Raw genomic sequence first — 24,653 nt, forward strand, 5'->3', positions numbered from 1 at the left:
TAGATACTTAGCCAAGATGCTAAATATGTGTCATGGCAGGTACTCAGGACGAGACGGGAGTCTTCCGGGCCCTCGCAGACCCGACGCGGCGTCAGATTCTCGAGGATCTCAGGGGCGGCGAGCTCGCTGCCGGGGAGATCGCGGGCAGGTTCTCGATCAGTGCGCCGTCCATCTCACGCCATCTGGGCGTGCTGAAGGGCGCCGGGCTGGTCACGGAGCGGCGGGAGGGCAACCGGATCCTCTACTCACTGGCCGAGGATCGTCTGGCGACCAGCGTAGGACGGTTCCTCAGCGCCGTCTGCCCTGAGCAGATCGTGCTGCGCCACACCAAGTGGCGCCCCGGGACGGAGACGGCGGGTGAGGGATCATGAGACAGCCACGGCTGTCCAGCGTCATCGAACGACGGATTCTGGTGAACTACCGGGTCGCCCCGGATGCCGCGGCACGTCTGCTACCCGAGCCACTGCGCCCGCAGCTGGTGCGCGGCCACGCGGTCGCGGGCATCTGCCTCCTGCGCCTGGGCCATGTCCGACCCGCCTGGGCACCCGAGGCGTTCGGGCTCCGGAGCGAGAACGCGGCACACCGGATCGCCGTCGAATGGGACGGACCGGACGGCGTCGAGACCGGCGTCTACATCCCCCGCCGCGACACCGCCTCGCGTCTCAACGCCTGGGCCGGAGGCCGGGTCTTCCCCGGTGAACACGGCCGCGCCGACTTCGAGGTGTACGAGACCCCCCGCCGGATGCATGTCGCCATGGCCGCCCGGGACGGTGCCACCCAGGTGGATGTCACCGTCGAGCCGGCCGACGAGCTGCGAGGCAGCGAGTTGTTCGGCGACCTCGCAGAGGCTTCCCGGTTCTTCCGTGAGGGGAAGAAGGGCCTTTCGCCCACCACGTCGGGCCTTCACCTGGACGGCATGGAGCTGAGGACCGACGCCTGGCACGTGGAAGCCGGCAGGGTCCGCTCTGCCGCGTCGTCCTTCTTCGACGACCTGGAGCGCTTCCCGCGGGGGACCGCTGCCCTGGACTGCGCTCTGATCATGCGGAACGTCCCCGCCGACTGGCGGCCACTCCCGAACACCACCGCGCACGGGGACGCTCGACTCGCCGACTGAAGCGCGAGGTCACAGGGGCATGGCAGGAGCCTCCTCGCTGTCTCCCCACGGATTCTGTGTCATCGGTGCGAGCGTCAGCCGACGAGCCGGATCCGCAGTTTCAGCAGGGTGCCCGCGTCCAGGCCGAGGCCCTTGGTCAGGAAGCCGCCGAAGCTGCCGTAGTCCTGCACGGCCTGGGCCCGAAACGCGGCGAGGTAGTCGCCGCTCACCTGCTGGAGGGGGATCAGCAGGTCGGGGTTCTGCATGTAGCCGGCCGCCTTCAGCTGGTCCCGCAGTGCCTTGTCCGAAGCGGCCCGCAGCTGGTTCGACAGGAGATAGTCCTGTTCGGAGGTGCTGGCCGCGACGCCGACCGCGCGGAGGATCGTGTCCGCGAGGACACCGGTGCGGTCCTTGCCCGCCGAGCAGTGGAACAAGACCGGCTTCGAGGAGTCCGCGACGGCCCGGACCGCGGTGCCCAGCGCCGTCCGGTTGGCGGGGTCGGTGACGAAGCCCCGGTACAGGGCGATCATCCGCGCCTGCGCCCTGCCGTCGCCGAGGATCGATTGCTGGTAGACGGGGTCCTTGCTGGCCACCGCCTGCCCGATGAACGCGTACAGGCCCGTGTCGTCCACCGCGTCCGCGACCGGCGTCACCCCGGAGGGCAGTCTGTCGGTTCCGTCCGCCTGGATCTCCGGCGCGGTCCGCAGGTCGATGACGCTGCCGAGTCCGAGCCGGGCCAGGGCGGCCGTCCCGTCGGCCGGTATCCTCGCCAGGCTCTCCGACCGGTACAGCGCTCCCCACCGGGTCGCCCTGCCGTCGTAGGCCAGGTAGCCGCCGAGGTCACGGGCGTTGACGGTGCCGGGTACCGGCAGCACCCGGGCTGCCGACAGGGCCGGAGCGGTACCGGACACGGGCCGTGCGAGGGCGTCGGGCGCGGCAGGGGCGGCCGATGCCGCGGGTGCGAGCGAGCCGGCAAGGGCCAGCGAGAGGAAAATCGTACTGACGGCGCGCGTTCTGGGACGCATGCGGCAGTTCCCTTCTGACGGCGATTCTCACCCCTCGCAGGACGGTGCAAGGCGGACTTCCCCGAAGTGGGGACGCGGGAAGCTAGCACCGGCGATCGAAGATCAGAAGACGCGCAGCTCGACGATCAAAGATGCGGCTCGGCGGGTCCGGCGGCGGTCACGGACCCTGCGGCGGACGACGCCGCCGAGTCGGCGCGGGCCCGGGTCTCCGCTCAGTCAGGTGCGCCGGCCGCTCGGGTCAGGGCCCGACGGGCGGGTTCTCGACCGGCGTGCCGTACTCGACCGCCGACGCTGCCGGTGCGGATCGGTCACGCCGGGACCGGCACCGGCTTCCGCTCAGGGTGCGCCGGGTCGAGGGTGAAAAGGGTGCCGTCGGACGCGGCCAGCACCAGGGCGCCCCTGTTGAACCACACGGTGGGCAGGAGCCCGTTGTCCAGTACCTCGGCGCGCGCCGAGGACTCCCACAGCAGGGTGCCGTGCGCCGCGTCGAGGGCGGCGACCCGGCCGCTCCCGCCCGCGAGGTACACGGTGCGGCCCTTCGGGTCCACCGAGACCTCGCCCGGGGTCTCCAGCGTCGTGTGACTGCGCCACAGCCGGGCCCCCGTCTCCGGCGAGACGGCCGTGACCAGGCCGCTGGAGGTGGTGAAGTAGAGCGTGCCGTGCGCGAGCGCCGGGCTCCCGCCGCGGTAGTGCTCGGGCAGATCCGTCACCGAACGCTCCGCGGTGTGCGGGTCGACGCGCACGATCCGGGTGTAGATCTGGTCGGGGCTGTTGGTCACGGGCCGGTCGTCCGACTCCACGAAGAACAGCTGTCCGTCCAGGACTCCGACGAAGCTTCGCTGCTGGGCGGGCGAGACCAAGGTCCGCGCTGAGCCGTCGGCGGGGTCGACGACGAGGAACCTCGACGAGTGCGAGCCCTCCTGCTGGGCCGCGCACTCCAGGTAGGGAAGGTCGCCGGCGGCGAGCGGTGAGCAGTCGTACCCGGTGGGCAGGGGGATGCCGCGGAGCACCGTGCCGTCGCGCGCCGAGCGGACGGTCACCGCACGGTCGCCGCCCTCCTGTGTCAGCGTCACCCCGGCGGCGTAGGCCGAGCCCAGGCTGTCGGTCCTGACCGGGTGGGACCAGAGCTTCGTGCCGTTCGCGCCGTCGAGCGCGAGGACGGACTGCGCCTGCCCGGTGCCGTCCGCGTGCGTGATCGTCAGCTCCACCAGCACGACACCCTCGTGTGTGCCGAGCACGTTCGTGATGTAGCGGTCGGCCGGGATGCCGGCGGGTGCGATGCCGGAGCGCCACAGGGTGCGGCCGGTGGTGGCGTCGATGCGCTCCGGGAGGATCGCCGTGCCGGCGCAGTACAGGGCGCCGGCGTCCGGCAGGCAGGCCGGTGCCCTGTTTCCCTCGTAGCCCGGCGCCTCGCGTACTCCCCGCTCGGCCCTCGCGGACGCGGTGGTCTGCCACGGTTTCCAGCCGGTGGGGAGCGGGTCCCAGCGGGCCGCGGTCGTGGAGCCGGCCCGCGCCGCGCCGTCATCGTTGCGCAGGCCCAGCAGCCCGTAACCCGTCAGCGCCACGGCCAGCACGCCGGTCGCGGCCAGCAGCTTCCGCGCCCCCGGCAAGCAGGTGCGGGCGCGGGGGCGGGAGCCGGTGGCGGTCGTCAGGCCGCCGGGGGAGGTGTCGCCGGAGTACGGCCGCAGCGGCAGCGTCCCCTGCTCGCCGGGGCGCGGCTCCGGCAGGACCTCGGCGAGCTCCCGTATCAGCTCGTCGGGTCCGGGGCGGTCGGCGGGATCCTTGGCCAGGCAGCGCTCCAGCACCGCGCGCACGCCTCCGGTCACGTCGTCGAGGACGGGGTCGTTGTGGACCACCCGGTAGCCGGTCAGATAGGGGCTGTCGGCGTCGAAGGGGCCGCGGCCGGTGATGCAGTACACCAGGAGCGCGCCGAGCGAGAAGACGTCCGAGGCGGGACCGACGGTGCGGGCGTCGGTGAACTGCTCGGGAGACATGAACGTGGGGGTGCCGATGACCTGTCCGGTCTCGGTGAGGGTGTGGTGGCTCTCGGCCGCGCGGGAGATGCCGAAGTCGATGACGCGGGGGCCGTCCGCCGCCATCATCACATTGGCCGGTTTCAGGTCACGGTGCACCACCCCGGCCCGGTGGATGTCCCGCAGGGCCTCCACCAGGCCCAGCGCCAGCGGCCGTAACTCGGATACGCGGAGCGGGCCGTGGTCGCGGAGGCAGGCGGCGAGCGAGCGGCCGGGCACGTACTGGGTCGCCATCCAGGGCGGCGTGGCCTCGGGATCGGCGTCCACGACCGCCGCGGTGAAGGCGCCGCTCACCCGGCGGGCCGCCTCGACCTCCTGCCGGAACCGGGCCCGGAAGACCTCGTCGTGGGCGTACTGGGCGTGCACGACCTTGACGGCGACCTCGCGCCCGGAGCGCGATCTGCCCCGGTAGACCCGGCCCATGCCGCCCGCGCCGATCCGGTCGAGCAACTTGTAACCGCCGACGGATCTCGGATCGTCCCTGTGCAGCGGCACGCGCGCACCCCCTCAGTCGCCTCGCGGATCGCGGTCCCAGCATACGGAAGCGGGGCGGCCGCGGCGTCGGGCCCCGGGCCCTCGGACGTGTCGGCGGCACTTCCGCGCCTCCGGCCGGCGGCCTCAGGCGGTCGGGGCGCCGGTCACGCGGCGCTCGCCGCCGTTGCGTTCCTGCCAGAAGCGGTAGATCTCCACGGCGTCCGCGCGGGACTCGTAGCGCATGGGCAGGCGGCGGTCCTGCCACGGCTTGGCGAACTCGTCGTAGAAGGTGTCGAGTTCGAAGTACTTGCGGTCGTCCACGTAGTGCGGCTCGTAGGCCTCGCGGGTGGTGAGGAAGACGACTTCGTCCGGCGAGCAGTAGTACAGCGAGCCAAGGCACATCGGGCAGGGGTGGGCCAGCACGTAGATGGTGGTGCCGGTCAGGTGCTCGGTGCGCAGCTTCCTGCACGCCTCGCGGATGGCGAGGATCTCCGCGTGCGCGGTGGGGTCGTTGGTCTGGGCGACCTTGTTCGGGCTCTCGGCGAGGATCTCGCCGTCCTTGACGATGACGGTCGCGAAGGGACGGCCGCCCTCGGCCACGTTCTGCCGGGCGATGTCGATGGTGCGCTGTACGAAGTCCACGGAAACTCCTCGTGAGGCAGTGCGGCGGGAGAGGCGGGGGAGGGGCGGGCCGGTGCGGCCCGCCCCGGTGTCAGGTGTGCCGCGCGGGTCAGAACGGCTTGGTCGGCAGGTACTTGCCGTCCAGGGTGATGACGGCACGCTCGCCGCCCTCGGGGTCGGCGACCTTCTTCACGTCCAGCTTGAAGTTGATCGCGGAGATGATGCCGTCGCCGAACTCCTCGTGCACCAGGGCCTTGAGCGTGGTGCCGTAGACCTGGAGCATCTCGTAGAAGCGGTAGATCGTCGGGTCGGTGGGGACGCGGTCGGGGATCGAGCCGCGGGTCGGGATGGTCTGCAGCAGCAGTGCCGCGTCGTCGTCCAGGCCCAGCAGCTCGGCGACCGCCTGCGCGGCGCCCTCCGGCAGCGGGTGCTGGCCGAGGACGGCGGCGGTGGTGAAGGCCACCGACAGGCCGGAGGCGTCGGCGATCTGCTGCCAGGAGAGGTTCTTGCGGGTCTTGGCGTCGACGGCGGCGGCGGCCAGGGCCTGGCGGGCGGTCGGGTCGAACTGGGCGTGCACCATGATCGGTACGTCCTTCTTTCTCTCAGGGGTGGGCCACTTCACGAGCAAAGAGGGAAATGGCGCGTGGGTGGTGGAGGGGGTTCCCGACACGCTGTCGCGGACGGGAACGGGGATCCGGTCGGCGGGGTTCGGTCAGGCCGCGTGTGCGGGGCAGGCGGTGGACAGTTCCTCGATACGGCCGGTGGCGATGTCGAAGACCCAGCCGTGCAGGGTGACCTCCCGGTGCGCCAGGGCGCGGGCGATGGAGGGGTGGGTGGCCAGATTCGCCAGCTGCGCGAGTACGTTCTGTCGCACCAGGGCGGGAACGTCACCGGCGGCCGTGCGGGCCTTCGAGGCGTCCGCGTGCCGCAGCCAGGCGGCGACCGCCGGGGCATCGCTGAGGTCGTGGCCCTCGGCGAGGGCGGTCATCGCGCCGCACGCGGAGTGGCCGCACACGACGATGTCCTTCACGCCCAGTGCGGCGACGGCGTACTCGATGCTGGCCGCCACCCCGTCGGCTTCGGGGCCGTAGGCGGGTACCAGGTTCCCGGCGGTGCGGATGACGAACAGGTCGCCCGGCTCGGTGCCGGTGATCAGCTCGGGGACGACGCGGGCGTCGGAGCAGCCGATGAACAGTGTGCGTGGCGTGTGATGCGTGGCCAGGTGGGCGAAGAGCTCCGCCTTGGCCGGGAAGACGTCCCGCTGGAAACGGGCGACGCCCTTGGTGAGGTCCTGCATGGCTCACTCCCTTCGGTGGCGGCCGGCCCGTGCGGGCTGGTGAGATCCACCATGCATGACCTGTGTCTATAGTGTCCAAGAGCTGTTATCCATAGCACCTAGTGGTCACATCTATAATTGTCTTCATGGCTGCCCTCGAACTGCGTCACCTGCGCTATCTGCTCGCCGTCGCCGAGCATGGCAACTTCACTCGCGCCGCCGAAGACCTGCATATCTCCCAGCCCACGCTCTCCCAGCAGATCAAGCAGCTGGAACGAACCCTGGGTGTGCAGCTGCTCGACCGCAGCGGCCGTGCGGTACGGCTCACCGACGCCGGGACCGTCTACACCGACCACGCCCGGCGTGCACTGCGCGACCTGGCCGCCGCCGAACGCGCCGTCCACGACGTCCACGACCTCTCGCGCGGCCACCTGCGGCTGGGCGTCACCCCCACCTTCACCGCCTACCTCGTCGGCCCGCTCACCGCTGAGCTCCACACCCGCCACCCCGGCATCAGCCTGGCCCTGGCGGAGATGCCCCAGGACCGCATCGAAGCGGCCCTGCTCGCCGACGATCTCGACCTCGGCATCGCCTTCAGCGGCCCGCACCCGCCCGGGGTCACCGCCGCCCCGCTGTTCACCGAGACCCTCAGCCTCGTCACCGGCACCCAGGGCACCGGCACGACGCCGGAACCCCTACCCGTACGGGCGCTGAAGGACAGACAACTGGCCTTGCTCAGCGGCGACTTCGCCACCCGCGGCCATATCGACGCCTACTTCGCCGACCACCGCATCGCCCCTCGCACCACGGTCGAGGCCAATTCCATCCAGGCCCTCACCGAGATCGTCCGACGCACCCCGCTGGCCACCGTCCTGCCCGACGCCATCACCCACGACCACCCCCACCTCACCCCCGTCCCCCTCGACCCGCCCCTGCCCGCCCGCACCGTCACCCTCCTGCATCGCGAGGGCACCTATCTCAGCGCCGCCGCCCGCGCCTTCACCCGGCTCACCCACGACCTCGTCCGCACCCGCGGCTACACCCCGCCACCGTGATCTGCGCAGGCGGATCACCGGCCGGCGGCACCGTGCTCACCCGCCTCGGTGGGGACGCCCGGGCCGGAACCGGACCCGCGGTCACGGTCGCGCGCCTCCGTCCGGAGCGGGGTGCTGTGCGGCGCGCTCCGCGTGCGCCACACAGCACCCTCCTCGCCGGCGGGTGAGGTGGCACTCCATGAGCTTGAGCATCCGCAACCAGATCCGGGGCGCCGTCGTCTCCGTGACCGCCGGAGAGGCCATGGCGACCGTCAAGGTGCGCCTCCTCAGCGGTCAGGACGTGACCGCGGCGATCACCACCGAGTCCGTGAAGGACCTCGGCCTCGCCGAGGGGGCCGAGGTGAAGGTTTCGGCGGTACGCCCCGAGTGCGGCGGTGAGAAGCCCGATGGAGCGTCCTCGTGTATCCCCGTGACCCGTACGGGCCGTGCAGGTGCCCCTGTCGTCTTGACTAGCTCTGGGGCCCGGGGGTCGGACCGGGGTAGTTCTCCAGGATCGTCTGGGCGCCGGCGGGGTCGTCGTTCAGCGCTTTGTCCACCACCTCGATGGTCTGCTGGACGTGGTGCGTCAGCGCCCGGGCGCGCTCTCGCAGGTCACTCGGCACGTCGTCGCGTTGTGCGATCTCGTCCACGAGGTGCCCGGCCCCCAGGAAGTACTGCTGAGTCGTGTCCGTGACGATGGTCGACAGGTCCCGGTTGGTGCCCCCGACGGTGAGCGCGATGCTCTTGATCTTGTCACCGCCGTTCTTGACCAGGTCCCTCAGCTTCTCGATCTGGAGCTTCTCTCCCGGCCCTGGTACGGAGGCCGGGATTCCCTGCCAGCGAGCGGCCTCTCCGGAGATGTAGCTGTCCCCCAGGGAGACGGAGACCTCGTCCTCACGTGCCATGACCACTTCTCCTGTCGTGTTGCGGCCTTCGGCGACCTGCGAGCCCTCCAGGACTACCCCGCCCGGCGGCCGGGCCATGCGCGCTGCCCGCTCGCGTCGCCCGTCTGTACGCCGGTACGTCTGTCGTCGGCGTCGGCGTCGGCGTCGGTCTCGGTGTCTGCGTCTGCGGCGGGGCCGTCGGACGGCCTGCCCCGCCGCTGCCCTGCCTCCCGGCTCGCTCGGGCCGTCCGTCCAGGTCAAAAGTGGCGGCGTGTGATGCGCTGGCGTGGAATAGAGGAGCGGGGACGAGACGTGGAGGCGTCGTGGGTGTGACACCGCTGACCGAGATCCTCGCGAAGCCCTTCGAGGAGCGCTACGCCGTTCCGGCCATCAACGTGTTCAACGACCTCACGCTGGAGGCCGTGCTCGCGGCCGCGGTGGAGAACGCGTCGCCGCTCATCGTGCAGACCTCGGTGAAGACGGTCAGGTCCATCGGCAGCGATGTGCTCTACGCCATGTGGAAGTCGATGACCGCCGGCATCGAGGTACCTGTCACCCTGCACCTGGATCACTGTCCGGAGCGCGAGGTCATCACCGAGTGCCTGCGGCAGGGATGGAACTCGGTGCTCTTCGACGCCTCCAAGCTGCCGGTCGAGGAGAACATGAGGCAGACCGTCGAGGTCGTCGCGGAGGCTCGTGCGTTCGGCGCCGCGGTCGAGGGCGAGATCGAGTCGATCACCGGGGTGGAGGACGGGGTCGGCAGCGACATCGCCGCCGAGCGGCAGGACCTGGCGGTCGCCCTGGAGTTCCTGAGGACCACACAGGTCGATGTCTTCGCACCGGCGATCGGGAACGCGCACGGGACGTACAAGCAGGCGCCGGTGCTCGACGCGCAGCGCGTGTCCGACATCGTCGCCGCCTACCCCGTGCCCATCGCGCTGCACGGCGGCAGCGGGCTCTCCGACGAGCAGTTCCGCGACCTGATCTCCCGAGGATGCGCGAAGGTCAACATCTCCACCGCCCTCAAGGAGACGTACATGAAGTCGAACCTGGCCTTCCTGCGCTCGGCGGAGGAGCGGCAGAAGTGGGATCCGCCCTCGCTCTTCCGGGCCGTCCGCCAGGACGTCGTCGAGTTGGCCGGTTCGCTGATGAGGCTCTTCGGCAGCGCCGGACGGGCGGGGTAGCCGTGCCCGCGCTCGTCTTCGACTGCGACGGCGTCCTCGCTGACACCGAACGCGACGGCCACCTGCCCGCCTTCAACCAGACGTTCGAGGAGTTCGGCCTGCCGGTGCGGTGGAGCGACGCGGAGTACGCGGAGAAGGTGAAGGTCGGCGGCGGCAAGGAGCGGATGCGGACGCTGCTCACCCCGGAATTCGTCGCCGCCGCCGGACTGCCCGCCGACCGGGCCGCACTCGACGAGCAGGTCGCGGCCTGGCACCGGCGCAAGACCGAGATCTATACGGAGATCATCCGCAGCGGCAGCATTCCGCCCCGGCCCGGAGTACGGCGGATCGCCGCCGAGGCCGACGAGGCCGGGTGGACGCTCGCGGTCGCCTCCACCTCCGCCGAGGCGTCCGTGCGCAGTGTGCTCGAACTCGCCATGGGCCCGGAACTCGCCGCCCGCTTCAGCGTCTTCGCCGGAGATGTGGTCGAGCGCAAGAAGCCCGCCCCGGACATCTACGCCTTCGCCCTGCACCGGCTCGGCCTGGACCCCGCGGACGTCGTCGTGATCGAGGACAGCCGCAACGGGATGCTGGCCGCGCTCGGCGCCGGGCTCGCCTGCGCGGTCACCACCAGCGCCTACACGGGTGAGGAGGACTTCACCGGAGCCTCGCTGGTGGTCACCTCGCTGGGCGATCCGCCGCCGGACGAGGTCGTCAGCCGCGTGCTGAGCGATCCGCTCGGCGTTCACCCGGGCCCCTGTGTGGTCCTCGCGGACCTGGCCGCCTTGCGCGGGGCCGGCGGCGACGCGAAGTCCGCGCCCGCTGGTACGACCGTGGCCGGTGGCGACGCGAAGTCCGCGCCCATGGACGGCGGCGACGCGGACTCCGCTCCCGCCGGTACGTCCGGGGCCGGCGGCGACGCGGACGCCGCCCCCGCCCGTACGCCCGTGGACGGCCCGCTCGACCCCGGCCCGTCCGGTCCCCGTCCTCGACCGCACTGAGCTCGCGGCAGTCAGGAGAGTCATGCCACCGCCATCGACGCCCGCCGACGACCTCGCCTTCGTCGTCCGGACCGTGGCCCGGACCGCGGTCGACAACGAGAGGGCCTTCAGCGACCTCGACGCCGTCGCGGGAGACGGGGACTTCGGATTCTCCCTCGCACGCGGTTTCGAGATCGTACTCGCCGACTGGGACGACCTCGCCGCGGAGCCGCCCGCCGAACTCCTCAAGAAGGTCGCTCTGGTGATCTCCAAGCGGGTGGGCGGCACTTCGGGGCCGCTGTGGGGCACCGCCTTCCTGCGGGCCGCCGGGGCCGTGAAGGACCGGCCGGAACTGAACGCCGCGGACGCGGTGGCCATGCTCCGGGCCGCCGCCGAGGGGATCAAGGCGCGCGGCAAGTCGGACCTCGGTGACAAGACACTGCTGGACGCGCTCATCCCGATGACCGACGCACTGGAACAGCGCCTGACCGGCGGTGAACCGGAGGCCGACGGTGCGGAACTTGCCGCCCTGGCTGCCACGACCGCCCGTGCCGCGGCCGACGCGACGGCACCCATGCAGGCCCGACGAGGCCGCCAGAGCTACACCGGTGAGCGCAGCATCGGCTCGCCGGACCCGGGCGCGGTGGCGGTCGCGGTCATGGCGGAGCGCGTCGCCGCCGAGTGGGACGCACGCGACTGAGCGCGCGGGCACCGGACCGGGCGCCCGGACCGCCTCCCGGCACCCGGGACCGGCAGGACCAGGAGGAGTTAGGGCATGAAGAAGTTCGTCAACGACCCGAAGGACTACGTCGCGGAGATGCTGGAGGGACTGGCCCTGGCCAACCCCGGCACGCTGAAGTACGTGCCTGAGTACAACCTGATCATGCGTGCCGATGCCCCGAACGAGAACAAGGTCTCGATCGTGCAGGGCTCCGGATCCGGTCACGAACCGGCGCATGTGATGACCGTCGGCAAGGGGATGCTGGACGCCGCCTGTCCGGGCGACGTGTTCGCCGCGCCGCCCGCCGACTTCGTCTACGAGACGGTCAAGCTGGTCGCCTCCCCGAAGGGCGTGCTGCTGTTGGTGAACAACTACACCGGGGACCGGATGGCGTTCGAGATGGCCGAGGAACTGTCCGAGGCCGACGGAGTGACCGTGCGTACGCTCTTCATCGACGACGACGTGGCCGTACAGGACTCGACGTACACCGTCGGCCGGCGAGGGGTGGCCGGCAACTTCTTCGTGATGAAGGCCGTCGGCGCCGCCGCCGAACGGGGTGCCGACCTCGACGAGGTGTACCGGATCGGGGAGAAGGTCAACTCCGTCACCCGCACCATGGGCATGGCACTCACCGCCTGCACACCGCCCGCGAAGGGTTCGCCGCTGTTCGACCTGCCCGAGGACGCCGTCGAGATGGGTGTGGGCATCCACGGCGAACCGGGCCGCAAGCGCGAGAAGCTGCAGTCGGCGGACGCGATGGTGCGCGAGCTGGTCAGCGCCGTCGTGGACGACCTGCCGTTCTCCTCGGGCGACCGCGTCGCGCTGATGGTCAACGGCCTTGGCGGCACCCCGATCGGCGAGCTGTACCTGGTGTACGGCCTGGCCCACAAACAGCTGGCCGAGCGCGGCATCGAGGTCGGACGCAGCTACGTGGGCGAGTACTGCACCTCGCTCGACATGGCCGGCGCGTCCGTCACCCTTGTCCGCCTGGACGACGAGATCTTCGATCTGCTCACCGCCCCTGCCGAGATCCCGATCCGGGTCTTCTGAGGGACCGGAGACGCAACTCGCCCGACTTGTCGGTCCCGGCACCGGCGCCCGCGCTCTCGGCCGTCGACGCGCCGTGCCATGCGATCCGAGGAGTGAGCCGGGCCGAATGGCCCGGCTCCTCGGTCGTGGGCCGGTTCCCGGAGGGCCGGCGGCTCAGACGGGTTCGGAACGGGTGGGAAGGGTCAGTGCCGAGTCGGTGTGGAGCGTGATGTGCGCCGGTGTGAAGGTGGTGGCGTCCACGGGCGGCTCACCGGTGCCGGGATTACGGGCGTAGCGCGGATGGGCGCCTGCGCTGATCTGCCAGCGTATGCGGTGGCCGACGGGGAAGCGGTGGGCGGTGGCGCTCATCGGCACACCGATCTGCGAGGGCGTCTGTCCGGTCGTGCGGAGCCGGCCGAACCCGTCACAGATGTTGACGGAGCGGCCTTGCGGGTCCACGTCGCACAGGCGGGTGAAGACATCGGCGTGTCCGGTGTCCGTGGAGACGCTCAGCCGTGCGGAGACGGCGCCCAGGATGTCCATGGGCTCGGTCAGCGGTGGGCCGGTGAAGGTCAGGACGTCGTCACGGGCTTCGAGGGTGGCGTTGTCCCTGGGGCCGGCGGTGCGGGAGAGCAGCTGGCCGCCGAGGGAGGGGGTGGGGTCGGCCGGGTCATAGCGGAACGCCGTCACCGGGGTGCGGTCGGCCGGAGCCTGCCGCGTGAGATGGCCGCCGGTGATGGGGTACCACGAGGTGGCGGCCGCGGGCGGCGGCCAGTCGTCGAGGTCCCGCCAGGTGTTCTCGCCGCCGACGTGCACGCGTACCGCGGTGGGGCGCAGGCCGGAGGGATCGCCGTGCAGGTGGGCGCGCAGCCACGCGAGGCTTTCGCCGAACACCTGGGGCCACCCTTGCTGCAGGGCGGACGTGTGGGTCCAGGGACCGACGAGCAGGGCGGTCTCGCGTCCGGCCGCGCGCAGCCGGGCGTACTGCTCGAAGGTCTGGTCGGCAAGCGCGTCCTGCCATCCGGTGACCAGAGCCGTGGGCACGGCGAGGCGTTCTGCCACTTCCGCGAGCGAGGCGCCGTGCCAGTAGGGGTCCTTGGCGTCAGGATGCGCCATCACGTCGTCGAGCCAGGGCAGTTCGCGCCCCAGGGCCGGCACGTACGCCCGGCGCAGGGGCCGCGCGGCGGTGGCGTCGCGCAGGCGGCGCCGCAGCCGCAGCGTCGCCTTGAGGAACGGGGCCATGCCCTGGTGCTGGTAGGTCATGCCCACGCCGACGGCGAGAAGGTTCTCCAGGCGCAGCGCGCCGTCCGTGTGGAACAGGGCGTGGGGGTCGTGCAGGCCCACTTGCACCACCATGGCCTTCAGCTCCGGCGGCGGTTCCACGGCGAGGGCCCATTGCACATAGCCCAGATAGCTGGGGCCGACGGTCCCCAGCGTTCCGTCGAACCAGGGCTGCTCGCGCAGCCAGGACACCGTGGCCCGGCCGTCAGCGGCCTCGTTGCGCCACAGGTCGAAGTCGCCGCCCGAACCGCCGGTGCCGCGGCAGCTCTGCAGGACCACGTGGAAGCCCTGTTCGGCGAAGAGCAGGCCGTACTGAGGCGACCAGGGCAGGCCGCGGCCGTACGGCGAGCGGACAAGGAGCGTGGGGAAGTCGCCCTGGGCGCGCGGAAAGTAGTGGTCGGTGATCAACGGGCTGCCGTCGGCGGCCGGCACCTCCAGGCCCGGCTCCCAACCGGCCTCGTGCCGTTTCGCGGGCAGACCTCGCCAGGTGGCCCTCAGCATGCGTGCGGACAGCGGCGGTTTTCCGGCGGGCGGCACCCAGGCGGGCCTGGCCACGGCGTCGGGCGTGCGTGATGGCATCGTTCCCCTCCTCTATTCTCGTACGACGTACGAGAATAGAGGATGCTTGGATGACCTTTGCAAGCCGACAACCAGGGGAAGGAGCGCGAGGCCTTGTCGAGCGACGGAAAGACCGGTGCCGCGGGCGTCGATCCCGAACGGCTGTGGCTGCGTCCCGCCGAACGCCGCAAGGGCCGCAGGCCCTCCTTCAGCCGGGAGGCGATCACCGCGGCGGCCGTCACGCTGGCGGACGCGGAAGGCATCGAAGCCGTCACCATGCGGCGCGTGGCCGCCGAGGTCGGAGCGGGCGTCATGTCGCTCTACAGCTACGCCCCCGACAAGGAGACGCTGCTGGAGCTGATGGTCGACCACGTCAGCGGCGAACTCACCGTCACCGACCCGCCCAGCGGCGACTGGCGTGCCGACCTGAAGACCGTGGCCCACCTGCAGCGCGCCCACATGCTGCGCCACCCCTGGCTGCCCGCCGCCTTGACCACCCGCCGCGTTCCGGGACCCAACACGCTGGCCTTCCTGGAACACGTGCTCGCCCTCCTGCGGCCCACCGGGCTGGACGGCGCGGCGAAGCTGGAGGTCTTCGCCCAGCTCACCGCGTTCGTGGCCGGGCACGTCGCCCACGAGATCGCCCAGGCCGCGGTCTCCCGCTCACCGGACCGGGTGTCCGCCGAGGGCCGCTACCTCGCCGCCGTCGCCGCCGACGGCAGCCACCCGGAACTCGCCGAAGCCCTCTCCGCCCCCGGACGTCCGCTCACCCCCGACGCCACCTTCACCCGGTTCCTCAACCGTCTGGTCGACGGCCTCGACACCGACTGATCCCACCCGCCCTGCCATGACGTCCCAGCACCTGGCATTCGATGCCGGGTGGCGGGTACACGCCGTCCATGCACACGACACTCGAGCAATTGGCTGCCGCCGGTTCGACGGCGGGGGCCCTGGTCATCGTCGTCTGCGGCGTGCTGGTAGCGGCCGCACTGGTGGGAGCGGTGGCTCTCGGTATCCGGGTGCGCCGCCGGGAACCGGCGCCGCCGCGGCGCTCCGAACAGCCGACAGTGCCCCCGTCGGGGCCGGTGCGTGAGGAGAGCGGCCTGCGTGAGCCGAACGAGGTGCCCCGGGCGGGGGACGACGGCGACCGCCTCACCCCGCACCAGCTCGGGAACGCCCCGACCAGGCCCGGCCGGGACCAGGCACGCCCGCGCTGGGAGGGCGGCTCCGGTGGCTCGTTCGGCAGCGGGGGCAGCGGCGCGAAGTGAGGGGGGCACCGGCTTCCCGCCTCGTCTCGCCCGGGACGCCGGTGCCGAACGGACCGGGGCCGCGCCGAGCCGAGGGCTGAGCCCCAGCAGTTGGGCATCACGGCTTGGGCCGCCGGAATTCACGCCTGGCGGCGTTGCCGCTCCTGCTCCCGGCGCTTCACCTCGTCCAGACGCGCGAACAGCGCCTTCCACTGCTTGCCTGCCGCGGCCTTTCTCTGCTGCCGGTCCGGCTGCATGGTCCTGGCCGGCCTGCCCCGCTTGTCCTTCGGGCCAGCGTGATCACCACTGGTGAGCTGCGCACGCTTGGCGGATCCATCGCGGCGCTGCCGGTCTCCGCTGTTCATGCCCCACACCGTAAACCGCAGCTCAGCGCGGCGGTAGTAGCGGACGCCGGCCGTTCCGCTTGCTCGGGAACAAACCCCAGGCGCCGGGGCGGCAGACCGCCGGCTCTTGTCCCCCCTGGAGAACCCGGTTCGCCGGGGTGAGGTCGCCCAGGCAGGCCAAACGCCGGGCGAGATTTGAACCATGCTTTGCGTGGCGCGTGCAACTACGACCGCGCCCCGTCCGTCTGACAGGAAGTCGGGCCCGCCAGGGCCGTGGAGCGAGAGATCGGAGCAGGTCGTGGGTCGGCGCAAGGGCAGCATACGGATAGCCCTCGTCACGGGTGCGATGCTGGTGGGCGCGAGTGCCTGCGGCGGAGGCGGAAGTGACAAGGCCGGCGGGGACGACGGAAAGGCACCGGGCAAGCCGGCCCCGAGCGCCTCGCCGTCACCGACGAAGCCTGCGGGCCCGCCGATGCTTCTGGAGACGATCACCCCCCAGACGGGCACCACCGTCGGGGTGGCCATGCCGATCTCGGTGGTCTTCACCAACCCGGTGTCGGCATCAGCACGGGCCACGGTCGAAAAGCACCTGAAGGTAAGCGCCTCGCAGCCGGTGGCCGGCGCCTGGCACTGGTTCGGCGACAAGCGCGCCGACTGGCGGCCGAAGTCGTACTGGCCCTCCGGCACCAAGGTGAAGATCGACGCCGACATGAAGGGCGTCAGCAACGGCAACGGACGCTACGGCGTCCACAGCTACACCCACACCTTCACGATCGGCGACGACGTACGCGCGGATGTCTCGGTCACCGGTCACACCATGAAGGTGACCCGCAACGGCAAGGCGGTGCGCACCCTGTCGATCAACGCGGGCAGCGCCCAGTATCCGACCTGGAACGGCACGATGGCCGTCATCGACAAGCAGGAGAAGGTCCACATGACCTCCTGCAGCGTCGGTATCAGCTGCGACAAGGGCAGCCCCAACTACTACGACCTGACGCTGCCCTGGGACGTGCACCTCACCCAGTCCGGCACGTACGTGCACTACTCGACCGGCGACCCCAATCCGGGGAGCGGCAGCGCTCGCGGCTCACACGGCTGCGTCCACCTGTCCCTGTCGGACGCCAAGTGGTTCTACGGCCAGGTCAAACAGGGCGACCCCATCACCATCACCGGCTCGCCCCGCGCCAAGGCCCCGGCCGACAACGGCTACGCCGCCTTCAACCTGAGCTGGGACCAGTGGCTCGCGGGCGGCGCGTCCGGGGAGGGGACGACCTCGACGCTGTGACGCGCTGCCGCGGCGGCAGTATGGCTCCGGCACCATGCGCCGGCACCAGGCCGCGCTCGCGCCCGGATGAATCGGGGCGGGACCACTTGGTGGTCGTCGGCATGGCGGTCCGAACCGGCCGCGCGGCAACCGGAGGCGGGCGGCGGCCACGGCTACCGCCGGCCGCGGACCAGCAGGTACAGGAAGTACGGCGCCCCGAGCACCGCGGTCATCAGCCCGGCGCGGAGCTCGGCCGGTGCGATCACGGTCCGGCCGAGCGCACACCCGAACGGACCCGAGCAGCACCGCCACCGGGACCCCCGCACGTGCCGGCGACCCACCAGCGCCCGTGCCGCGTGCGGGGCGACCGGACCGGCGAAGCCGATGGTGCCCGCGACGGCGACGGCGGTGGCGCTGAGCAGCACACCCAAGGCGAGGAACCCCAGCCGCCCGTGCGCCGGATCGAGCCCCAGCACCCTCGGGGTGTCCTCGTCGAGCGACGCCGCGGGGCCGCCAGGGCGGCGACCCGCTTCTCCGGCCGTTCGACCTCGCCGACCTCGACCTCGACCTCACCGAGTTCACCGAGTTAGGCGGTCTGGGTGCGATCTTGCTGGTGGCGTGGGCGCTGATGTACTCCGGGCGGCCACGGTCGGCGCCGCGTCCTCGGACCGAACTCGGCCGTGCCGCTTCGGACCGTTGACTCGGAGGGATCCGACCACCATAGTTACCGGCCGGTAGAGGATCGCTGTCGCCGTCGGCGGCCCGACAGGGGGAGCGGAGCACATGACCGACCACGCCCGCGCTGCGCTGGAACTGCTCCGCGAGAACAGCCACTTCCAGTGGTACGTGATCCCGCTCCTGCTCCTCGTGATCTACATCTACGCCGCGGAAGTGGAACGGCGTAACTGGAACGTGTTCTTCGCCGGCCTCGCGTTGTGGGGGATGGACTGGTTCAACGAAACATGGAACGCGCTTGTCTTCCACTTCACCGGACGGGCCCCGGTCTGGGGGGCGTCGGGCAGGACGGCCTACCAGATCCTCATCGGGCTCAACATCGAGATCTGCTTCATGTTCGCCGTCATGGGTGTCGCGGCGGCGAAGCTTCTTCCTCCGCGGGACGCACGTGTTCTTGGGGTCCCCAACCGCCCCGTGCTGATCGCCGTGAACTCGGTCGCGTGCGTGCTGGTCGAGATCTGGCTGCACCACGTGGGAGTGCTCACGTGGGACTGGAGCTGGTGGCAGGCGGACGTTCCCTACCTCATTCTCCTCGTCGGATACGCCCCGTTCTTCCTGGTCGCCTTCCTCGTCCACGACATGCCGCGGGTGCGGGCCAAGGCCATGACGGTGGGCGTCATTCTCGGCATCGACGCCGTCGCCCTGTTGGCGTTCGGCTCGCTTGGCTGGCTCTGATCCCGGCGGCCCCGGCCGGCCCGACCCGCCGGGAGCGGGGCCGCCGCGGCCGGGCACCGGAGGGCCGCCCCGGAGCGGGACGGGCGGTTGGACTGCAAAGCGGAAGACGGGTCCGGACCGCGTGTCATCTGTCCCGGCCCGCGCAGTGGGCGTGCGTGGCGTACCGGAGTCACGCGACACATAACCTCTTCCTGTGTCAACCTTCCGCCGGCATCGCGTTGCCGTCCTTGTGCTCGAGGGTGCGAAACCGCTCGATGTCGGAATTCCCGCGCAGGTGTTCACGACCCGCGCGAGCATGCCGTACGAGGTGCGGGTGTGCGGCGCCGCACCCGGTCTCGTCACGGGCGGCGATGGCCTCGCCTACTACGTCGAGCACGGCCTGGACGCCCTTGAGTGGGCCGACATCGTCTTCGTCCCCGGCTACCGGTTCCCGGACCGTGACGACCCGCCGCAAGCCGTCGTCGACGCGCTGATCGCGGCCCACGGCCGGGGCGCGCGGCTCGCCGCCATCTCGACGGGCGCCTTCGCGCTCGCCGCCACAGGGCTGCTCGACGGCAAGCGCGCCACGACGCACTGGCACTACACGCGGGCACTCATGGCCAGGCACCCGCTCGTCCAGGTCGACGAGAACGTGCTGTTCGTCGACGAGGGCAGCGTGCTCACCTCGGCCGGCGCCGCCTCCGGCATCGACCTGTGCCTGCACATCCTGCGCGGCGACCTCGGAGTGGCCGCGTCCAACCACGCGGCCCGGCGGCTGGTCGCGGCCCCCTACCGCAGCGGCGGCCAGGCCCAGTACGTGCCGCGCAGCGTCCCCGAGCCGCACGGCGAGCGGTTCGCCGACACTCGCGAATGGGCGCTGCACCGGCTCGGCGACCCCCTCACCCTCGACCTGCTGGCGCGGCGGGCGGGGGTCTCGCCGCGCACGTTCTCCCGGCGCTTCGTCGAGGAGACCGGCTACACACCGATGCAGTGGGTGATGCGCGCCCGCATCGACCTTGCCCGCGAACTGCTCGAGCGCTCGCAGCGCAGCATCGAACAGATCGCCGCCGACGTCGGGCTCGGCACCGGCGCGAACCTGCGCCTGCACTTCCAGCGCATCCTCGGCACCACACCGAGCGAGTACCGGCGCACCTTCACCCGGGGCGAGTGACCCGCCCGCCGGGGCATGGCGGGATCCTTTTGAACCGTGGCGATCCCGCCACTGTCGGCGGCGCCGGCCGCGGACGAGCATGGTGGCGAAGGGAAGGGACATCACTCATGACTCGCATCGCCATCAACGGATTCGGCCGCATCGGACGCAATGTGCTGCGCGCACTGCTCGAACGCGACAGCGCCCTCGAGATCGTCGCCGTCAACGATCTGACGGAGCCCGCCACTCTCGCCCGGCTGCTCGCCTACGACAGCACGGCCGGCCGGCTCGGGCGCCCGGTGACCGTCGACGGGGACGCACTCGTCGTCGACGGCCGCCGGATCACGGTGCTGGCCGAGCGTGAACCGGCGCAGCTGCCGTGGGCCGAACTCGGTGTCGACATCGTCCTGGAAGCCACCGGTCGCTTCACCTCGGCGAAGGCCGCCCGCGCCCACCTCGACGCGGGCGCGAAGAAGGTACTCGTCAGCGCGCCCTCGGACGGCGCCGACGTCACGCTCGCGTTCGGGGTCAACACCGACGCCTACGACCCGGCCGTGCACACGATCGTCTCGAACGCCTCCTGCACCACCAACGCGCTCGCGCCGCTGGCCGCGGTCCTCGACGAACTCGCCGGGATCGAACACGGATTCATGACGACGGTGCACGCCTACACGCAGGAGCAGAACCTTCAGGACGGTCCGCACCGCGACGCCCGTCGCGCCCGCGCCGCCGGCGTCAACATCGTGCCGACCACGACCGGCGCCGCCAAGGCGATCGGCCTGGTGCTGCCGAACCTCGACGGCAAGCTGACGGGCGACTCGATCCGCGTACCGGTGCCCGTGGGCTCGATCGTCGAACTCAACACGACCGTCGCCCGCGATGTGACGCGCGACGACGTGCTGGCGGCATACCGCACCGCGGCGGAAGGGCCGCTAGCCGGCATCCTCGAGTACTCGGAGGACCCGCTGGTGTCATCCGACATCACGGGCAATCCCGCCTCGTCGATCTTCGACTCGGCCCTCACCCGCGTCGACGGCCGCCACATCAAGGTGGTCGCCTGGTACGACAACGAGTGGGGCTTCTCGAACCGCGTGATCGACACGCTCGAGCTCCTCGCCACCCGCTGACCTGGCGCCGGGGCGGCACCCCGCCTCCGGCGACCGCGCCGCGCGGCACTTCCTCCGGACGCTCTGGTTGACCAGTGGGGCAACCAGAGCGCCCGGCTGAGGACCGTCCCGGCTTCGAAGGGACGGCCTCGCCCTACTCGCTCAGCCCCACGATGCCCCAGCCTCGGCGGGCGGCCTCGGTGAGGACGCGGCCCCACTCCGCCAGCAGGTCCGTGAACGCGCCGAAGTCGCCGACCCATCCTTCGGGATCGGCGGCATGCTCGGCGAAAGCTTCTTGCATCCCGCCAAGGCGAGGCCGCACCCGCTCCCAGGCCGCGGCCAGCTCCCGCACGCCGTCCGGTGACCGTGCGAGCAGCAGCCCATGAACACCGGGATCGTCGCTGAAGAAGCCAGGATCCGTGTGCTGCGCCTCACCGTCCAGGCCGACCCAGATCAACTCGCGCAACAGCGTGTCCAATTCGGCCCGCACCAGAGGATCAACATGGTCGCGGACGGATTCCCACCGCTGCCCGGCCCAGAAGTGCGCCTTGAACGAGCCGCAGGTGTGCAGGAACTCATACACGGCGAAGAAGGCGCTGTTGGGTCCCCGTGGCCACTCCCAGTCGCCCTCGACCGTCGGCGCGTCGTGATCCCACAGCCCCGTCTCATCGGCATACCAGGCGCTCCTCAGCCGCGGCAGCCGCTCCCGGGGCGGAACCTCCCCCAGCCATGACCAGTCCGCGATCATCACCGTGATGTCCAGCCCCATGGGGCCAGCGTACCGATCGCCCGTACGCCGAGGCGGCGGTCATCGACGGCAGCGTCGGGTACCGCGGGGCCCAGTGCAGATCCGGACGATCTTGTAGGTGCGGGCGACGGTCAGATCGTGGGTGCGGCCCGGCACGGCTGGCGAGATCCACAGCAATGCGCCAGCGGAGTCGGTGACGACCTGGACGTTCCCGGCATGCCGACCGTGCTTGGCGGAGTAGTCGGCACGGCTGTCGCCAACGCAGTCGGACTCGACGAGCGTCCCGTCCAGCAGGACGAAGTCCGGACCGTGCTCGCGCAGCGTTTTGGGAAGGCCCGGTGCGCGATCGGCGAGCCGTCCGGTGGCGGCGGTGACGTAGGCGTGGGCCGTGCCGACGGATATCCCGAAGCCGGCCGCGATGCGGGAGGCGGATTTGGTGGCGCAGATACACGAAAGCGACGAGCGCACGCCGGTGCGGCGGCAGTTTGCACCACCGGTCACCTCCACGGGTGACGATGAGCATCTTGACTGACTCGATCAGGGCATGCGGGAGGTCGAGTGCGGCAGAATGCGGAACCAACAGGGCTCCCGTGCCGATGGGTTGCGACTTCGAACACCACCCTCAACGGCACGGAAGCCCTGTGCGTTGTGCCCCCTCACCCCGGCTCGTCACCCCATCAGCGGCCACGCTGAAAAAGACTCACTGCGTCGGGGCGAACGTGGTGGGACCGGCCTGGTGAGGGTGGCTGCGCGCAGCACCGGGATGATGCCCGGCGCTCTGTCCGCCACTCCGTCAGCCTCGGACCCGCCGATTTCACAGCTTGCCGAGAAGCACTCCACGCCAGGTCCACCCCGACTTGAGAACGGCCTCACGCAGGGGGTCGCGTAGATCCGCGCTGTCGAAACGGAATGTCTCCCTTGCCGAGAGGCGGCCGCTATCGCCACGTCCGATCGTCCATTGGCGAGTGACCGTTCTGTCCGGTCCGCGTGAGTACTCGGAGGCGATTTGAAGCCGCGGCGGATTGCCGACCCGGCTGACCTCGTGCTGCTCCTCGACCGTGCGCACCTCATGATCCCTCTGAACCAGGCGCATCCGGATCCGAACAGTGTGAGTGAGCTGGGACTGGATGAACAAGGTCTGCCAGGCGGGCTCCGTAATCCGCCACTCAGCTACCAGATCGGCTTGATGTGCGGCGCCGTACCGAATGACGTACGGGACCTCAGGCTGATTGAGACCGAGCAAGACCGCACGGACTTCATCGGCTGAACGCGGCGCCACTCCCTCGGACGGGCGCCGGGTTCCGGTCAATTTGTCGAACAGGCCCATGGCGACAACCTACCTTGCCGGGTTGCCACGACGCTGCCCGCCGGCCGGGCGTACAGTGCGCACGAGGTCTTTGAAGTCATCCAAGACATGGGGATGCTGAGACGACGCAGAGGTGAGGACCAGGCGGATCACCACCCTCTTGTGCGGGTCGGTGACGTCCAGCAGAGACAGGTACACCTGGGACTGGACGAGATCGTGGGTCGTTGCCTCGGCGAGAGCTGAGAAGGCTAGCGTCTGTGTCAGACCTGGCGCATCCGTGGAACCTGACTCGGTACGGTCGATGAGCGTGACGGACGTGGAAGCCTGGCGCAGGTGCTCCATCGACTCGTCAGCCATTTCCGCCAGTGTCGCCGAGTCCGGGCGGTATTCGCCGTCAATAGTGATGTTCGCGGTGAATCCGGCAGTGGAGGGCAGATGAATCGCGACGAACGCCGCGCCGGATGCACCGACTTCGTCAGGGGGTGCCGTACGCCAACCTTCCGGTAGGTCGAACTCGATCGGGAGCGGCAGGTTCGTTGGCATTTCGAGTCTTCCTTCCATGTCACTACTTCCATGCAGTGGGTATGAGAGTGCCGATCAGAACACGCTGCCGATGGCGTGGCCAAACGAGCTCACACCATCGCCCACCGCGTCAGCCAGGTCGCCCGCAGTGTGCACGACCTTGTCCGGATCGACAGTGAACTCAAGACCCAATGCGCCGCCGACGGCAGGGGAGAGGCCGACCTTGGTCTTGAACTCCCACGCGCCCTGGCTGTTCTTGCCCATGTCCAGATTTGCCTCTGCGCCCGGACCCGCCCAGCCCTCTGCCGTGAAGCCCGCACCGATTCCACCGACGTCTGCGCCGAGGGTGCCACCCCCCTTGGCGCCCGCGAACACCTCACCCCCCAGGTTCACGCCTTCCAGACCCGCCCCGGCATGCGCATTCGCTTCACCGCCGGTCATAGCCTCGGTACGTCCGTAGACGCCGACCGGACCGAAGTCAGCGCGGCCCGCGGCCGAGGCCTCGCCTCCCCCGAAGGCACCCGCTTCGCCTTCGATACCCTCGTGGGTGATGCCGCCGCTCGCGGAGCCCTTGACCCCGGCGTAGGCTTCAGCCTCCCCGGAGAGTTTCCACGGCCCCTTGGTGAGCGATCCCTCGGCACTCGCACGGCCTAGGTCGGCGTGTATTTCTGCCTCGGCCAGCTTGCCAGCTCCGATGTCAGGTCCCTTCACCTCTCCGCCGACATCGGGTCCGGATGCCTCCGTCTCGCCCTCGGAGACCCAGCCGTCGGGTTTGGTCTGTGTGCGCTTGGCTGCGTCCTCGTACGTCTTGATGTCGCCATGGGCCTGGCCATTGAAGCCAGCGAGAGTGCCATCGCTGGTGTCCATGTCGATCACCACCGACGTGAGGGCGGTTTCGACACCGCTGTCTGCGGCAACTACGTCTTTCACGGCTTTGTCGATATGCGCCTGCCAGGAGGCGACAGCTGTGTTTACGGAGTGCTGATAGTCAGGGTCGTGATGCAGAGCATTCAGCTCGCCGCCACTGAGTTGTGCGGTGTCGTACGCGACAACGCCGGCTTCTGAGACCTTCATGCCCGCTTTGATAGCGTCCGCACGGGCCGATTCCAGCTTCTTACGTAGATCCGTGAACTGGCTGTGGGCGTCACGCAGCAGGGAAGCGATCGCCTTGGCCTCGACCTGAGCGCTCCGGAACTGATTGAGGGTGTAGTCGAACCGTCGGCTGGCAGCATCTGCGCTTATCCCGGACCAGTTTCCGCCGATCGAGATCCCGTGTACATCCCGCTTGTAGGCGGCTTCCTGCTTGTGGAACTCTTTTGCCATCCCGTCCCATCGGTCCGCGGCCGTCGTCAGCACGGACAGGTCGGTCGTCATGATCTCGTGATAGTTAGGCATCGGTTCCCCG

The 24,653-nt window shown here is 70.5% G+C and carries 25 protein-coding genes and 3 pseudogenes; 14 read left to right on the top strand and 14 right to left on the bottom strand.

The window, feature by feature from the left end; all coding sequences use genetic code 11:
• Positions 1-32 precede the first annotated feature (32 nt).
• Together ACF073_RS23380 and ACF073_RS23385 are read left to right on the top strand one after the other, a co-directional pair.
• Positions 33-371, top strand: coding sequence for a metalloregulator ArsR/SmtB family transcription factor (locus ACF073_RS23380; RefSeq protein WP_392072933.1), 339 nt, complete (start codon positions 33-35; stop codon positions 369-371).
• Positions 368-1,114: a DUF2071 domain-containing protein gene (locus ACF073_RS23385; protein WP_392072935.1), complete on the top strand. Its 747-nt coding sequence runs from the start codon at positions 368-370 to the stop codon at positions 1,112-1,114. Before ACF073_RS23380 ends, ACF073_RS23385 begins: the two co-directional genes overlap by 4 nt.
• A 74-nt stretch (positions 1,115-1,188) precedes the next feature.
• Here the strand turns inward: ACF073_RS23385 and ACF073_RS23390 are convergent, their stop codons facing one another.
• From ACF073_RS23390 to ACF073_RS23410, 5 genes are all read right to left on the bottom strand, one after another.
• Entirely contained in the window at positions 1,189-2,118 is a 930-nt protein-coding gene (locus ACF073_RS23390; protein WP_392072937.1) for a tyrosine-protein phosphatase, read from the bottom strand.
• A gap of 308 nt (positions 2,119-2,426) precedes the next feature.
• Positions 2,427-4,646 (bottom strand): PQQ-binding-like beta-propeller repeat protein, encoded by a 2,220-nt coding sequence (locus ACF073_RS23395; protein ID WP_392072939.1) that lies wholly within the window; start codon positions 4,644-4,646, stop codon positions 2,427-2,429.
• Between the two features lie 123 nt (positions 4,647-4,769).
• Positions 4,770-5,267, bottom strand: a complete 498-nt coding sequence (locus ACF073_RS23400) for a nucleoside deaminase (protein WP_392072940.1) — start codon at positions 5,265-5,267, stop codon at positions 4,770-4,772.
• An 88-nt stretch (positions 5,268-5,355) separates the two neighbouring features.
• Complete coding sequence (gene cynS / locus ACF073_RS23405) at positions 5,356-5,826, bottom strand: cyanase (protein ID WP_392072942.1); 471 nt, start codon at positions 5,824-5,826, stop codon at positions 5,356-5,358.
• 132 nt (positions 5,827-5,958) lie between these two features.
• The gene (locus ACF073_RS23410; RefSeq protein ID WP_392072944.1) at positions 5,959-6,543 is read right to left on the bottom strand and encodes a carbonic anhydrase; all 585 of its coding nucleotides are present in this window, start codon (positions 6,541-6,543) and stop codon (positions 5,959-5,961) included.
• Positions 6,544-6,668: 125 nt separating this feature from the next.
• Between ACF073_RS23410 and cynR the strand changes: the two genes are divergently transcribed.
• Together cynR and ACF073_RS23420 are read left to right on the top strand one after the other, a co-directional pair.
• Complete coding sequence (cynR, locus tag ACF073_RS23415) at positions 6,669-7,577, top strand: transcriptional regulator CynR (protein WP_392072946.1); 909 nt, start codon at positions 6,669-6,671, stop codon at positions 7,575-7,577.
• A 178-nt stretch (positions 7,578-7,755) separates the two neighbouring features.
• Positions 7,756-7,923 (top strand): annotated as a pseudogene (locus tag ACF073_RS23420) (molybdopterin-binding protein); the annotation flags it as partial.
• Positions 7,924-8,026: 103 nt separating this feature from the next.
• On the opposite strand, the gene ACF073_RS23425 reads toward ACF073_RS23420, so the two are convergent.
• The gene (locus ACF073_RS23425; RefSeq protein WP_392073175.1) at positions 8,027-8,461 is read right to left on the bottom strand and encodes a hypothetical protein; all 435 of its coding nucleotides are present in this window, start codon (positions 8,459-8,461) and stop codon (positions 8,027-8,029) included.
• Between the two features lie 302 nt (positions 8,462-8,763).
• On the opposite strand from ACF073_RS23425, the gene ACF073_RS23430 reads away from it, so the two are divergent.
• The 4 genes from ACF073_RS23430 to dhaK all read left to right on the top strand — a co-directional run bounded on the left by ACF073_RS23430 (position 8,764) and on the right by dhaK (position 12,354).
• The gene (locus ACF073_RS23430; RefSeq protein ID WP_392072948.1) at positions 8,764-9,624 is read left to right on the top strand and encodes a ketose-bisphosphate aldolase; all 861 of its coding nucleotides are present in this window, start codon (positions 8,764-8,766) and stop codon (positions 9,622-9,624) included.
• Between the two features lie 2 nt (positions 9,625-9,626).
• Complete coding sequence (locus ACF073_RS23435; RefSeq protein WP_392072950.1) at positions 9,627-10,604, top strand: HAD-IA family hydrolase; 978 nt, start codon at positions 9,627-9,629, stop codon at positions 10,602-10,604.
• A 22-nt stretch (positions 10,605-10,626) separates the two neighbouring features.
• A complete protein-coding gene (gene dhaL / locus ACF073_RS23440) occupies positions 10,627-11,283 on the top strand; it encodes a dihydroxyacetone kinase subunit DhaL (protein WP_392072952.1) in 657 nt (218 codons plus the stop codon).
• 75 nt (positions 11,284-11,358) lie between these two features.
• The gene (gene dhaK, locus ACF073_RS23445; protein ID WP_392072954.1) at positions 11,359-12,354 is read left to right on the top strand and encodes a dihydroxyacetone kinase subunit DhaK; all 996 of its coding nucleotides are present in this window, start codon (positions 11,359-11,361) and stop codon (positions 12,352-12,354) included.
• A 153-nt stretch (positions 12,355-12,507) separates the two neighbouring features.
• Here the strand turns inward: dhaK and ACF073_RS23450 are convergent, their stop codons facing one another.
• A complete protein-coding gene (locus ACF073_RS23450) occupies positions 12,508-14,193 on the bottom strand; it encodes a CocE/NonD family hydrolase (protein ID WP_392072956.1) in 1,686 nt (561 codons plus the stop codon).
• 93 nt (positions 14,194-14,286) lie between these two features.
• Here ACF073_RS23450 and ACF073_RS23455 point away from each other — a divergent pair, with 93 nt between their 5' ends.
• Both ACF073_RS23455 and ACF073_RS23460 read left to right on the top strand, forming a co-directional pair.
• Entirely contained in the window at positions 14,287-15,003 is a 717-nt protein-coding gene (locus ACF073_RS23455) for a TetR/AcrR family transcriptional regulator (protein WP_392072958.1), read from the top strand.
• 68 nt (positions 15,004-15,071) lie between these two features.
• Positions 15,072-15,440, top strand: a complete 369-nt coding sequence (locus tag ACF073_RS23460; protein ID WP_392072960.1) for a DUF6479 family protein — start codon at positions 15,072-15,074, stop codon at positions 15,438-15,440.
• Positions 15,441-15,559: 119 nt separating this feature from the next.
• Here the strand turns inward: ACF073_RS23460 and ACF073_RS23465 are convergent, their stop codons facing one another.
• Complete coding sequence (locus ACF073_RS23465) at positions 15,560-15,784, bottom strand: hypothetical protein (RefSeq protein ID WP_392072962.1); 225 nt, start codon at positions 15,782-15,784, stop codon at positions 15,560-15,562.
• 325 nt (positions 15,785-16,109) lie between these two features.
• On the opposite strand from ACF073_RS23465, the gene ACF073_RS23470 reads away from it, so the two are divergent.
• The gene (locus ACF073_RS23470; protein WP_392073164.1) at positions 16,110-17,048 is read left to right on the top strand and encodes an Ig-like domain-containing protein; all 939 of its coding nucleotides are present in this window, start codon (positions 16,110-16,112) and stop codon (positions 17,046-17,048) included.
• Positions 17,049-17,200: 152 nt separating this feature from the next.
• Here ACF073_RS23470 and ACF073_RS23475 read toward each other — a convergent pair.
• Positions 17,201-17,518: pseudogene (locus ACF073_RS23475) on the bottom strand (iron chelate uptake ABC transporter family permease subunit); the annotation flags it as partial.
• Between the two features lie 292 nt (positions 17,519-17,810).
• On the opposite strand from ACF073_RS23475, the gene ACF073_RS23480 reads away from it, so the two are divergent.
• The 3 genes from ACF073_RS23480 (at position 17,811) to gap (ending at position 20,693) form a co-directional block, all read left to right on the top strand.
• The gene (locus tag ACF073_RS23480) at positions 17,811-18,437 is read left to right on the top strand and encodes a hypothetical protein (protein WP_392072963.1); all 627 of its coding nucleotides are present in this window, start codon (positions 17,811-17,813) and stop codon (positions 18,435-18,437) included.
• A gap of 193 nt (positions 18,438-18,630) precedes the next feature.
• Positions 18,631-19,587 carry a GlxA family transcriptional regulator gene (locus ACF073_RS23485; RefSeq protein ID WP_392072965.1) on the top strand — a complete coding sequence of 319 codons (957 nt, stop codon included), beginning with the start codon at positions 18,631-18,633 and terminating at the stop codon, positions 19,585-19,587.
• A gap of 107 nt (positions 19,588-19,694) precedes the next feature.
• A complete protein-coding gene (gene gap, locus ACF073_RS23490; protein WP_392072967.1) occupies positions 19,695-20,693 on the top strand; it encodes a type I glyceraldehyde-3-phosphate dehydrogenase in 999 nt (332 codons plus the stop codon).
• Positions 20,694-20,826: 133 nt separating this feature from the next.
• On the opposite strand, the gene ACF073_RS23495 is transcribed toward gap, so the two are convergent.
• The 5 genes and pseudogenes from ACF073_RS23495 to ACF073_RS23515 all read right to left on the bottom strand — a co-directional run bounded on the left by ACF073_RS23495 (position 20,827) and on the right by ACF073_RS23515 (position 24,622).
• Entirely contained in the window at positions 20,827-21,441 is a 615-nt protein-coding gene (locus tag ACF073_RS23495; RefSeq protein ID WP_392072968.1) for a hypothetical protein, read from the bottom strand.
• A gap of 75 nt (positions 21,442-21,516) precedes the next feature.
• Positions 21,517-22,000, bottom strand: a pseudogene (locus tag ACF073_RS23500) (transposase family protein); the annotation flags it as partial.
• Positions 22,001-22,234: 234 nt separating this feature from the next.
• Positions 22,235-22,747: a hypothetical protein gene (locus ACF073_RS23505; RefSeq protein ID WP_392072970.1), complete on the bottom strand. Its 513-nt coding sequence runs from the start codon at positions 22,745-22,747 to the stop codon at positions 22,235-22,237.
• Between the two features lie 9 nt (positions 22,748-22,756).
• Positions 22,757-23,269, bottom strand: a complete 513-nt coding sequence (locus ACF073_RS23510; protein WP_392072972.1) for a hypothetical protein — start codon at positions 23,267-23,269, stop codon at positions 22,757-22,759.
• Positions 23,270-23,323: 54 nt separating this feature from the next.
• Entirely contained in the window at positions 23,324-24,622 is a 1,299-nt protein-coding gene (locus ACF073_RS23515) for a hypothetical protein (protein WP_392072973.1), read from the bottom strand.
• Positions 24,623-24,653 lie beyond the last annotated feature (31 nt).

Source organism: Streptomyces sp. NPDC015171 (genome assembly GCF_043079545.1).
In the GTDB taxonomy this organism is placed as follows: Bacteria; Actinomycetota; Actinomycetes; order Streptomycetales; family Streptomycetaceae; genus Streptomyces.

Coding starts and splice junctions, on each gene's coding strand:
- ACF073_RS23380 (WP_392072933.1), top strand. CDS start 33: ATGGCAGGTACTCAGGACGAGACGGGAGTCTTCCGGGCCCTCGCAGAC.
- ACF073_RS23385 (WP_392072935.1), top strand. CDS start 368: ATGAGACAGCCACGGCTGTCCAGCGTCATCGAACGACGGATTCTGGTG.
- ACF073_RS23390 (WP_392072937.1), bottom strand. CDS start 2,118: ATGCGTCCCAGAACGCGCGCCGTCAGTACGATTTTCCTCTCGCTGGCC.
- cynS (WP_392072942.1), bottom strand. CDS start 5,826: ATGGTGCACGCCCAGTTCGACCCGACCGCCCGCCAGGCCCTGGCCGCC.
- ACF073_RS23410 (WP_392072944.1), bottom strand. CDS start 6,543: ATGCAGGACCTCACCAAGGGCGTCGCCCGTTTCCAGCGGGACGTCTTC.
- cynR (WP_392072946.1), top strand. CDS start 6,669: ATGGCTGCCCTCGAACTGCGTCACCTGCGCTATCTGCTCGCCGTCGCC.
- ACF073_RS23425 (WP_392073175.1), bottom strand. CDS start 8,461: ATGGCACGTGAGGACGAGGTCTCCGTCTCCCTGGGGGACAGCTACATC.
- dhaL (WP_392072952.1), top strand. CDS start 10,627: ATGCCACCGCCATCGACGCCCGCCGACGACCTCGCCTTCGTCGTCCGG.
- dhaK (WP_392072954.1), top strand. CDS start 11,359: ATGAAGAAGTTCGTCAACGACCCGAAGGACTACGTCGCGGAGATGCTG.
- ACF073_RS23450 (WP_392072956.1), bottom strand. CDS start 14,193: ATGCCATCACGCACGCCCGACGCCGTGGCCAGGCCCGCCTGGGTGCCG.
- ACF073_RS23460 (WP_392072960.1), top strand. CDS start 15,072: ATGCACACGACACTCGAGCAATTGGCTGCCGCCGGTTCGACGGCGGGG.
- ACF073_RS23465 (WP_392072962.1), bottom strand. CDS start 15,784: ATGAACAGCGGAGACCGGCAGCGCCGCGATGGATCCGCCAAGCGTGCG.
- ACF073_RS23470 (WP_392073164.1), top strand. CDS start 16,110: ATGCTGGTGGGCGCGAGTGCCTGCGGCGGAGGCGGAAGTGACAAGGCC.
- ACF073_RS23480 (WP_392072963.1), top strand. CDS start 17,811: ATGACCGACCACGCCCGCGCTGCGCTGGAACTGCTCCGCGAGAACAGC.
- gap (WP_392072967.1), top strand. CDS start 19,695: ATGACTCGCATCGCCATCAACGGATTCGGCCGCATCGGACGCAATGTG.
- ACF073_RS23495 (WP_392072968.1), bottom strand. CDS start 21,441: ATGGGGCTGGACATCACGGTGATGATCGCGGACTGGTCATGGCTGGGG.
- ACF073_RS23505 (WP_392072970.1), bottom strand. CDS start 22,747: ATGGGCCTGTTCGACAAATTGACCGGAACCCGGCGCCCGTCCGAGGGA.
- ACF073_RS23510 (WP_392072972.1), bottom strand. CDS start 23,269: ATGCCAACGAACCTGCCGCTCCCGATCGAGTTCGACCTACCGGAAGGT.
- ACF073_RS23515 (WP_392072973.1), bottom strand. CDS start 24,622: ATGACGACCGACCTGTCCGTGCTGACGACGGCCGCGGACCGATGGGAC.